This window comes from Kitasatospora sp. DSM 101779, assembly GCF_025655475.1.
GTDB lineage: Bacteria > Actinomycetota > Actinomycetes > Streptomycetales > Streptomycetaceae > Kitasatospora.
Genome location: NZ_JAHTIK010000001.1, coordinates 1,486,648 through 1,495,849, shown reverse-complemented (window position 1 = coordinate 1,495,849; position 9,202 = coordinate 1,486,648). Strand labels below are relative to the sequence as shown.

The window sequence follows — 9,202 nt, the reverse complement described above, 5'->3', positions numbered from 1 at the left end:
CGTACGCCGGACTGTTCGCCGTCGAGGGCATCGGCGCCGCCGTCCGCGGGCCGGTCGACCACAACCGGGCACTGCTCGCCGCGGCGGCCGGCGACCGAGCCGCCGCGGACCGCCACGCGGCCGCCGCCCGTACCCTCGCCGCCGCTGCGGGCATGCCCGAGCCCGCGCCGACACCCACCTCGGCACCGGCACCGGCACCGGCCGCAGAGTCGTCCGAGCCCGTCGGGGCGCCGGCCGTGTTCCGCTTCGACGGCGGTCGATGGCTGCTGCGCTACGCCGGACGCGAGGCCGGGCTGCCCGACAGCAAGGGCCTGCGCGATCTCGCCGTGCTGCTCGCCCGTCCCGGCACCCCGGTACCGGCCCTCGACCTCGCCACCGCCGTGACCGTCGGACATCCGGGCCGGGACCACGGCGGCCTCCACCGTCCCGCCGACACGGGCGAGTTGATCGACGCCACGGCACGTGCCGCGTACCGCCGGCGGCTGCGCGAGCTCGCCGAGGAGACCGAGGAGGCGGACGCCGCGGGGGACGCCGAACGCTCCGCCCGGCTCGCCGTCGAGCAGGACGCCCTGCTCGGGCAGCTGTCCGCCGCGTACGGGCTCGGCGGGCGGGCACGCCGCACCGGGTCGGCCGCGGAGCGGGCGCGCACGGCCGTCACCGCCCGGATCCGGACGGCGGTGTCCCGGATCACCGCGGTGCATCCGGAGCTCGGCCGGCACCTGCAGGCGGCCGTCCGGACCGGCACCTTCTGCGAGTACCGGCCCGAGCAGGCGCCGCCGTGGCGGCTGTGAGATCACCGTGCCGTCCGATCTCACGCCCCCGGGGCAGGAGCAACAGCCCGAGGAGGACACCATGACCACCACCACCGCCCGCCCGGCGACCACCACCCCCGACGAGGAGACCGTCCGCCGGCTCGCCGGCCTGCTGGTGGACTTCCTGCAGACCGGCGTGCCGCCGCAGGGCCTGTTCGCCCCCGACGTGTTCTGCGACCTGACCGTGCCGCAGTGGCGCCTGCAGGCCACCGGACCCGAGGGCGTGACCGCGCTGCGCCGGGCAGGCCACCCGGCGACCGGCACCGTGCCGCGCAGCCGGATCGACCGGACGGAGACCGGCTTCCTCATCGAGGTCGAGGAGCGCTGGGAGGCCGGCGGCGACCACTGGTACTGCCGCGAACTGATGCGCATCGACGTCCGGGACGGCGCGATCTCGGCGATCTCGGTCTACTGCACCGGCGACTGGGACTCGGCGCAGCAGCGCCGGCACGCCGAGGAGGTGCAGCTGATCCGCCCCTGAGGTCCCGGCGTTGACGCGCCCTCAGGGCCGGCGGAGCGTCTGCCCGCAGCCGCCGCCGCGACCGGCCGGTCTATTCCCGTGACCGGCCGGTCGCCGAGTGAAACAGACCACAGCCCCACCCCCTGCTGCTACGCGGCCGATCATGGCAGAATGGCGGCAGTAGTAGTGACGTTCAGCGCACTCCGGGGTCGGTGAAAATCCGAACCGGCGGTTACAGTCCGCGACCCGTCCGCAGCCAGCGGCCGGTTGACCAGGTGAAATTCCTGGACCGACGGTTAAAGTCCGGATGGGAGGCGTGCGCGGCGGACGAGCAGGTCCATGGCCCGGCGACGGGCCGTGGTGAGTGTGCAGGAGAGCTCTCTTCGGCGACGGTGCCGGAGCCGGGTTCCTCCTCTCCGTGCTGTCCGCGTCATCTCCCGTGCCGCCCCGGAGTCCGCGCCCCTAAGCGCGAGGAGTACCCGGGTGTTCACCGGCATCATCGAAGAGCTCGGCGAGGTCGTCTCCATCGAGGAGATCGGCGACTCCTCGCGTATCCGCCTGCGCGGCCCGGTGGTCTGTTCCGGTGCGAAGCACGGCGACTCCATCGCGGTCAACGGCGTCTGCCTGACCGTCGTCGACAGCTCCGAGGAACTGGCCGCAGAGACCGGCGAGTTCAGCGCCGACGTGATGGCCGAGACGCTGCACCGCTCCAGCCTCGGCGCCCTGCGGCCCGGCTCGCGGGTCAACCTGGAACGGGCCATGGCGCTCGGCGCCCGGCTCGGCGGACACCTCGTCCAGGGGCACGTCGACGCCACCGGCGAGCTGCTCTCCCGCGCCCCCGGCGACCTCGACGCCGACGGCAACCCCCGCTGGGAGGTGCTGCGCTTCTCACTGCCGCAGTCCATCACCCGGTACCTGGTCGAGAAGGGCTCGATCACCGTGGACGGCGTCAGCCTGACGGTCGTCGACGCGGCCCTCGACTCCTTCAGCGTCTCGCTGATCCCCGCCACCCTCGAACTGACCACCCTCGGCACCAAGGCCGTCGGCGACCCGGTCAACCTCGAGGTGGACGTCCTCGCGAAGTACGTCGAGCGGCTGCTCGACACCCGCACCCTGCCCGACCACCTCGCGAAGGACGCCTCGTGAGCGCGCTGACCTCCGTCGCCTTCACCGCCTTCGGCGAGCCGGTGAAGTGGGCCGACATGATCGGCAACCTGCTCGGCCTGGCCGCGCTCGCCCTCGGCTGGCGCCGCTCGGTGCTCAGCTGGCCGGTGCAGCTGCTCGCCGGCGCCGTGCTGGTCGCCGCCTTCCTCGGCGGGCAGGCCCCCGGCATGGTCGGCAAGCAGCTGATCGTCATCGTCACCGCGGCCTGGGGCTGGGCCCGGTGGCAGCGCGGCCGGCGCGACGGCGGCGCGATCGCCGTCCGGTTCGCCTCCTGGCGCGAGCGCGCCCTGCTGGTGGCGGGCGCCGCGCTCGGCACCGCCGCCGTGGCGGGCCTGTTCATGGCCTTCCCGAAGCTGTCCTGGGCCCCCTGGCTGGACGCCTACATCTTCGTCGGCACATTGACGGCGATGGTCGCCCAGGCCCGCGGCTGGGTGGAGTTCTGGTTCGCCTGGATCGCCGTCGACCTGATCGGCGTCCCGTACTCCTACACCCACGGCTACGTCTTCTCCGCCCTCACCTTCGCCATCTACTTCGTGCTGGTGCTGCTCGGCCTGCGCGCCTGGTGGCTGAGCACCCGTACGGCCCGTCCCTCGACCGCCAACGTCCCGCAGGGAGTCACGGCATGACCATCCAGCACCCCGACGAGCTCGCCCTCGACCCGGTCGAGCGCGCCATCGCCGACATCGCCCTCGGCCGCGCGGTGATCGTGGTCGACGACGAGGACCGCGAGAACGAGGGCGACATCGTCTTCGCCGCCTCCGCCGCGACCCCCGAACTCCTCGCCTTCACCATCCGCTACAGCTCCGGCGTGATCTGCGCCCCGATGACCGGCGAGGAGCTCGACCGGCTCAAGCTGCCGCCGATGACCGCCGTCAACGAGGACCGCAAGGGCACCGCCTACAGCATCTCCGTCGACGCCCGGGACGGCGTGGACACCGGCATCTCCGCCGCCGACCGCGCCCGCACCATCCGGCTGCTCTCCTCGCCCGGCACCGAGCCCGCCGACCTCACCCGCCCCGGCCACGTCTTCCCGCTGCGCGCGGTGGACGGCGGCGTCCTCGTCCGCCCCGGCCACACCGAGGCCGCCGTCGACCTCGCCCGGCTGGCCGGCCTCGCCCCGGCGGGCGCCATCGCCGAGGTCGTCAACGACGACGGCACCATGGCCCGGCTGCCCGAACTCGTCGCCTTCGCCCGCGAGCACGGCCTCGCGATCATCTCCATCGAGGACCTGATCGCCTACCGCCGCCGCACCGAGCTGCACGTCGACCGGGCCGCCGTCACCGCCCTGCCCACCGAGTACGGCGACTTCACCGCCGTCGGCTACAGGGGCACCATCGACGGTGTCGAGCACCTCGCGCTGGTCGCCGGCGGCCTCGACGCCGACGGCCGCCTGCCCGAGGGCGAGGACGTCCTCGTCCGGCTGCACTCCGAGTGCCTCACCGGTGACGTGCTCGGCTCGCTGCGCTGCGACTGCGGCCCGCAGCTGCAGGCCTCGCTGCGCCAGGTCGCCGAGGCCGGCCGCGGCGTCGTCCTCTACCTGCGCGGGCACGAGGGCCGCGGCATCGGCCTCAGCCACAAGCTGCGCGCCTACGAGCTGCAGGAGCAGGGCCGCGACACCGTCGACGCCAACCTGGACCTCGGCCTGCCGGCCGACGCCCGGGACTACTCGATCGGCGCGCAGATGCTCGCCGACCTCGGCGTCCGATCGCTCACCCTGCTGACCAACAACCCGCACAAGCAGAACGCGCTCACCGAGCACGGCCTCAAGGTGAAGGGCCGGCTGCCCGTCGAGACCCGGGTCGGCGAGCACAACGAGCGCTACCTGCGCACCAAGCGGGACCGGATGGGCCACGACCTGCCGTGGCTCGACGCCGACTCCTGAGCAACCCCGCACCACCACCAGCACAGCCTTCGAGACAGAGGAAGTACGACGTGAGCGGCCACGGAGCCCCCGAGCTGACCATCAAGAACTGCGCCGACCTGCGGGTCGCGGTGATCGCCGCGCAGTGGCACGACCAGGTGATGAACGGCCTGCTGGACGGCGCCCACCGCGCCCTCAAGGAGCTCGGCATCGAGGAGCCGACCGTGCTGCGGGTGCCCGGCACCTTCGAGCTGCCGGTCGCCGCCAAGCACCTCGCCGGGCGCGGCTACGACGCCGTGGTCGCCCTCGGCGTGGTCATCCGCGGCGGCACCCCGCACTTCGACTACGTCTGCGAGGCCGCGACCATGGGCCTGACCCAGGTCGCGGTGGACACCGGCGTCCCGGTCGGCTTCGGCGTGCTGACCTGTGACAACGAGCAGCAGGCGCTGGACCGCGCCGGCCTGCCCGACTCGGCCGAGGACAAGGGCCACGAAGCGGTCACCGCAGCCGTCGCCACCGCCGTGGCGCTGCGGGGCGTCAGCGAGCCCTGGCGGTAGAACGGGGGATTGTCCCACCGGACTGTCCACGGTCCGGAACCGTTTACCGTCGGTCAGCCCGTACCCCGTATGGTGAGGTCATCATGGCTTCGAAGACATTCGAGGAGCTCTTCGCCGAGCTCCAGCAGAAGGCCGCCGACGGCGACCCCTCGTCCTCCCGCACCGCGCAGCTCGTCCAGCAGGGCGTCCATGCGATCGGCAAGAAGGTCGTCGAGGAGGCCGCCGAGGTCTGGATGGCCGCCGAGTTCCAGTCGGACGAGCAGACGGCCGAGGAGATCTCCCAGCTCCTCTACCACCTTCAGGTGATGATGATCGCCCGCGGGCTGACGCTCGACGACGTGTACGCCCACCTCTGACCGCACCGTGCCAGCCACCCTCCCACAGTGAAGGACTCATCTCCCATGCTCCGCATCGCCGTTCCCAACAAGGGTTCTCTCTCGGGTCCCGCGGCGGAGATGCTGCATGAGGCCGGCTACCGCCAGCGCAAGGACCCGAAGGAACTGGTGCTGGTCGACCCGGAGAACCAGGTCGAGTTCTTCTTCCTGCGGCCGCGGGACATCGCCGTCTACGTCGGCTCCGGCCGGCTCGACGTCGGCATCACCGGCCGCGACCTGCTGCTCGACTCCGGTGCGGACGCCGAGGAGGTGCTGGCCCTCGGCTTCGGCGGCTCCACCTTCCGCTTCGCCCGCCCGCTCGGCGTGCAGGTCGAGGACGTGCAGGGTCTGGAGGGCATGCGGATCGCCACCTCCTACACCGGCCTGGTGGAGCAGCACCTCGCCGAGCGCGGGGTGAAGGCCACCGTCACCAAGCTGGACGGCGCGGTCGAGACGGCCGTGCAGCTCGGTGTCGCCGACGTCATCGCCGATGTCGTCGAGACCGGCACCAGCCTGCGCAACGCCGGCCTGGAGGTGTTCGGCGACCCGATCCTGGTCTCCGACTCCGTGGTGATCCGCCCCAAGGGTGCCGGTGACGACGCGGGCGTCGAGCAGTTCCTGCGCCGCCTCCAGGGCGTGCTGGTGGCCCGCCGGTACGTGCTGATGGACTACGACATCCGCGCCGAGAAGGTGGGCGAGGCCGTCGCGCTGACCCCGGGCCTGGAGTCGCCGACCGTCTCGCCGCTGCACACCGAGGGCTGGGTGGCCGTCCGGTCCATGGTGCTCCGCAAGGAGGCCCAGCGGATCATGGACGACCTGTGGGGGATCGGCGCCCGCGCCATCCTGGTCACCAACATCCACGCCTGCCGCCTCTGACCGAACCTTCCGGGCGGGGGCCGGCCGGCCCCCGCCCCGCGCCATGGAGCCACCCCGTTGTCCACCCCCGCCGCCGCCCTCCCGGTGACCTGGTCGCCGCGCCGCAACCGCTACGTGCTGCTGCCGCTCTGCGCCGTCCTGGTGATCGTCTTCACCGTGCTCGCCGTCATCCTCCCGGCGAACTGGCACACCAACGACCGCGCCATGATGGTGGTCAGCGGGCTGCTCTTCGCCGGCGTCGGCCTGATGCTCGCCCGGCCCCGGGTGAGCGCCGACGAGAACGGCGTCACGGTGGTCAACTTCGTCCGCAGCCGCCGCCTCGCCTGGCCCGAGATCGTCCGGGTCAACCTGCGGGCCGGAGACCCCTGGGTGATCCTCGACCTCGCCGACGGCACCTCGCTCGCCGCGGTCGGCATCCAGCCCGCCGCCGGCCGGGAGCAGGCGATCACCGCCGCCCGGACGCTGCGCGACCTCGTGGACGAGCGCGGGACGGCGCGTCGCTGACGGTCCGCGGAGGCGGGATCCCTACACTCGTTCGGTATCGTCTAGGCTGGTGACGGCTGGTAAAGCCGGGGCAAAAGTGCCCGCCACCCCCCGAACGACCTGAGGAGTGACTCTCCCCATCCATGGACGATCCGTCCGGTAGTACCCGCGCCGCCCTGCGTCCGACCCTCGGAAGTCAGGCGGCCCGATGACCACCGCCTGGCTGTTGTTGCTCGCGGCCTTCCTGCTCATCCTCGCGAACGGCCTCTTCGTGGCCGCAGAGTTCGCCTTCGTGACCGTGGAGCGCGGCACCGTCGAACGCGCCGCCAAGGCCGGCGACCTCCGGGCCCGCAGCCTCTCCAGGGCCCTGCGGCACCTGTCGTTCCAGCTCTCCGGAGCCCAGCTCGGCATCACCATCACCTCCCTGGTGGTCGGCATGCTCGCCGAGCCCGCGCTCTCCGTGATCCTCTCGCCCGTGTTCACCGCGATCGGCCTGTCCGACGCGGCCGCCCGCGGCGCCGCCGTCGTCATCGGCATGATCGGCGCCACCGTGCTGCAGATGGTCATCGGCGAGCTCGTCCCGAAGAACTGGGCGATCTCCCGACCGCTCCAGGTCGCCTACGCGGTCGTCGGCCCGCAGCGCGCCTTCTCGGCCGCCTGCCGCCCGCTGATCAGCTTCCTGAACGGCTCCGCGGACAAGATGGTCCGCGCGCTCGGCATCGAACCGCAGGAGGAGCTGGGCCACGCCCGCACGCCCGCCGAACTCGTCGCGCTGGCCCGGCACTCCGCCCGCGCGGGCGCCATAGACCAGCAGTCCGCGACCCTCTTCGTCCGCACCTTCGGCCTCGGCCGGCTCACCGCCGAGTCCGTGATGACACCGCGGATCGACGTGGTCGCCCTGCACCACGACGCCACCGCCGCCGACGTCGTCAACCTCGTCCGCGCCACCGGCCTGTCCCGCTTCCCGGTGTACGTGCACAACCTGGACGAGATCACCGGCACCGTCACGCTCAAGGACGCGCTCGCCGTGCCCGAGGACCGCCGCGGGCACACCCGCGTCGCCCACCTCGCCTCGGCGCCGCTGCTCGTCCCCGAGACCCTGCCGGCCGAGCAACTGCTCGACCGGCTGCGCCGCCAGCAGCCGATGGCCGTCGTGGTCGACGAGTACGGCGGAACCGCCGGCGTCGTCACCGTCGAGGACATCGTCGAGGAGATCGTCGGCGAGGTACAGGACGAGCACGACCCCGCCGACGAGCCCGACCTGCGGCCGATGCCGCCGGAGAACGGCCTGCCCGTCTGGGAGGCCGACGGCCTCACCCGGACCGGCCAGCTGGAGATCATCGGCCTGCAGGCCCCCGAGGGCCCCTACGAGACGCTCGGCGGCCTGCTCGCCGACCTGCTCGGCAAGCTGCCCGCCGTCGGCGACACCGCCGAACTGCCCGGCTGGCGCTTCACCGTGCTCGCCGTCGACCGGCACCGCACCGGCCGGGTCCGGATCCAGCGGACCGACCCCGACCTCGCGGGCGACGACGGCAAGGGCGGCAAGGACGGCAAGGACGGGGGGAAGGGCCGATGACCTTCCTCCAACTGGCCGCAGCGATCCTGCTGCTGCTCGGCAACGCGTTCTTCGTCGGCGCCGAGTTCGCCGTCATCTCGGTGCGCCGCAGCCAGATCGAGCCGCTCGCCGAGTCCGGCAACCGGCGCGCCCGCACCGTGCTGCACGCCCTGTCCAACGTCTCCGCGATGCTCGCCGCGGCCCAGCTCGGCATCACCGTCTGCTCGCTGGGCCTCGGTGCCCTCGCCGAGCCGACCATCGCCCACCTGCTGCACGACCCCTTCCACGCGGTCGGCGTGCCCGAGTCGCTGATGCACCCGCTCAGCTACGCGGTCTCGCTCGCCGTCGTGGTCTTCCTGCACATGGTGGTCGGCGAGATGGTGCCCAAGAACATCGCCCTCGCCGGCCCGGAGAAGGCCGCGCTCTGGCTCGGCCCGCCGCTCGACCGCCTCGCCCGGATCCTCCGCCCGTTCATCGCCTTCCTGAACGCCTTCGCCAACGCCGTCCTGCGCCTGTTCAAGGTCGACGCCAAGGACGAGGTCGAGTCGGTCTTCAACAGCGAGCAGCTGCTGCACCTGCTGGCCGACTCCGCCGACGCAGGACTGCTCGACGAGCAGCGCCAGGAGCGGCTGGAGGACGCCCTCGAACTCGGCGAGCGGCCGGTCACCGAGGTGCTGCTGAAGCCCGACCAGCTGGTCACCGTGCCGGCCGGGGTGACCGCCCGGGAGATCGAACGGCTCGCCGTCCGCACCGGCTTCTCCCGGTTCCCGGTGGTCGACGCCGCCGACACCGTGCTCGGCTACCTGCACGTCAAGGACGTCCTCGACGTGGAGGACCCGGACGCGGCGATGCCCGACCGGCTCCGTCGCCCGATCCCCGAGCTGCGCGCCGGACTGCCGCTGGACGACGCGCTCGGCGCCATGCGCCGGGCCGCCGCCCACCTGGCGGCCGTCGTCGACGCCGACGGCCGCCAGCTCGGCCTGGTCGCCCTGGAGGACGTCCTGGAGGAGCTGGTCGGCGAGGTCCACGACCCGGACCACCGCAGCGCGGCCCTGTAGGG

Annotated in this window: 10 protein-coding genes, 1 pseudogene and 1 riboswitch; all 11 genes and pseudogenes read left to right on the top strand. The window is 72.9% G+C overall.

Translation table 11 applies throughout. From position 1 onward, the window contains the following. Positions 1 to 791, top strand: a pseudogene (locus KSNIM_RS06895) (ATPase); the annotation flags it as partial. Between the two features lie 61 nt (positions 792 to 852). Continuing rightward, positions 853 to 1,293, top strand: coding sequence for a hypothetical protein (locus KSNIM_RS06890; RefSeq protein ID WP_263102336.1), 441 nt, complete (start codon positions 853 to 855; stop codon positions 1,291 to 1,293). 174 nt (positions 1,294 to 1,467) lie between these two features. Continuing rightward, a riboswitch (FMN riboswitch) is annotated at positions 1,468 to 1,595 on the top strand. A gap of 160 nt (positions 1,596 to 1,755) precedes the next feature. Continuing rightward, positions 1,756 to 2,418: a riboflavin synthase gene (locus KSNIM_RS06885; RefSeq protein WP_263102335.1), complete on the top strand. Its 663-nt coding sequence runs from the start codon at positions 1,756 to 1,758 to the stop codon at positions 2,416 to 2,418. A 56-nt stretch (positions 2,419 to 2,474) separates the two neighbouring features. Beyond that, positions 2,475 to 3,062: a nicotinamide mononucleotide transporter family protein gene (locus KSNIM_RS06880; protein WP_411543847.1), complete on the top strand. Its 588-nt coding sequence runs from the start codon at positions 2,475 to 2,477 to the stop codon at positions 3,060 to 3,062. Continuing rightward, positions 3,059 to 4,318 (top strand): bifunctional 3,4-dihydroxy-2-butanone-4-phosphate synthase/GTP cyclohydrolase II, encoded by a 1,260-nt coding sequence (locus KSNIM_RS06875; RefSeq protein WP_263102333.1) that lies wholly within the window; start codon positions 3,059 to 3,061, stop codon positions 4,316 to 4,318. Before KSNIM_RS06880 ends, KSNIM_RS06875 begins: the two co-directional genes overlap by 4 nt. Positions 4,319 to 4,368: 50 nt before the next feature. Then, positions 4,369 to 4,854 carry a 6,7-dimethyl-8-ribityllumazine synthase gene (ribH, locus tag KSNIM_RS06870; RefSeq protein WP_263102332.1) on the top strand — a complete coding sequence of 162 codons (486 nt, stop codon included), beginning with the start codon at positions 4,369 to 4,371 and terminating at the stop codon, positions 4,852 to 4,854. A gap of 83 nt (positions 4,855 to 4,937) precedes the next feature. Continuing rightward, positions 4,938 to 5,210: a phosphoribosyl-ATP diphosphatase gene (locus tag KSNIM_RS06865; RefSeq protein ID WP_263102331.1), complete on the top strand. Its 273-nt coding sequence runs from the start codon at positions 4,938 to 4,940 to the stop codon at positions 5,208 to 5,210. A 45-nt stretch (positions 5,211 to 5,255) separates the two neighbouring features. Beyond that, the gene (hisG, locus tag KSNIM_RS06860) at positions 5,256 to 6,104 is read left to right on the top strand and encodes an ATP phosphoribosyltransferase (RefSeq protein ID WP_263102330.1); all 849 of its coding nucleotides are present in this window, start codon (positions 5,256 to 5,258) and stop codon (positions 6,102 to 6,104) included. Positions 6,105 to 6,161: 57 nt separating this feature from the next. Beyond that, on the top strand, positions 6,162 to 6,608 hold the full coding sequence (locus KSNIM_RS06855; protein WP_263102329.1) for a PH domain-containing protein: 447 nt from the start codon (positions 6,162 to 6,164) through the stop codon (positions 6,606 to 6,608). Between the two features lie 187 nt (positions 6,609 to 6,795). After that, complete coding sequence (locus KSNIM_RS06850) at positions 6,796 to 8,163, top strand: hemolysin family protein (RefSeq protein WP_263102328.1); 1,368 nt, start codon at positions 6,796 to 6,798, stop codon at positions 8,161 to 8,163. Further along, on the top strand, positions 8,160 to 9,200 hold the full coding sequence (locus KSNIM_RS06845; protein WP_263102327.1) for a hemolysin family protein: 1,041 nt from the start codon (positions 8,160 to 8,162) through the stop codon (positions 9,198 to 9,200). Before KSNIM_RS06850 ends, KSNIM_RS06845 begins: the two co-directional genes overlap by 4 nt. The last annotated feature ends 2 nt before the right edge of the window (positions 9,201 to 9,202 follow it).

Excerpts from the sequence above, each read along its gene's own strand:
- KSNIM_RS06890 (WP_263102336.1), top strand. The coding sequence starts at position 853 with ATGACCACCACCACCGCCCGCCCGGCGACCACCACCCCCGACGAGGAG.
- KSNIM_RS06880 (WP_411543847.1), top strand. The coding sequence starts at position 2,475 with ATGATCGGCAACCTGCTCGGCCTGGCCGCGCTCGCCCTCGGCTGGCGC.
- KSNIM_RS06875 (WP_263102333.1), top strand. The coding sequence starts at position 3,059 with ATGACCATCCAGCACCCCGACGAGCTCGCCCTCGACCCGGTCGAGCGC.
- KSNIM_RS06865 (WP_263102331.1), top strand. The coding sequence starts at position 4,938 with ATGGCTTCGAAGACATTCGAGGAGCTCTTCGCCGAGCTCCAGCAGAAG.
- hisG (WP_263102330.1), top strand. The coding sequence starts at position 5,256 with ATGCTCCGCATCGCCGTTCCCAACAAGGGTTCTCTCTCGGGTCCCGCG.
- KSNIM_RS06850 (WP_263102328.1), top strand. The coding sequence starts at position 6,796 with ATGACCACCGCCTGGCTGTTGTTGCTCGCGGCCTTCCTGCTCATCCTC.
- KSNIM_RS06845 (WP_263102327.1), top strand. The coding sequence starts at position 8,160 with ATGACCTTCCTCCAACTGGCCGCAGCGATCCTGCTGCTGCTCGGCAAC.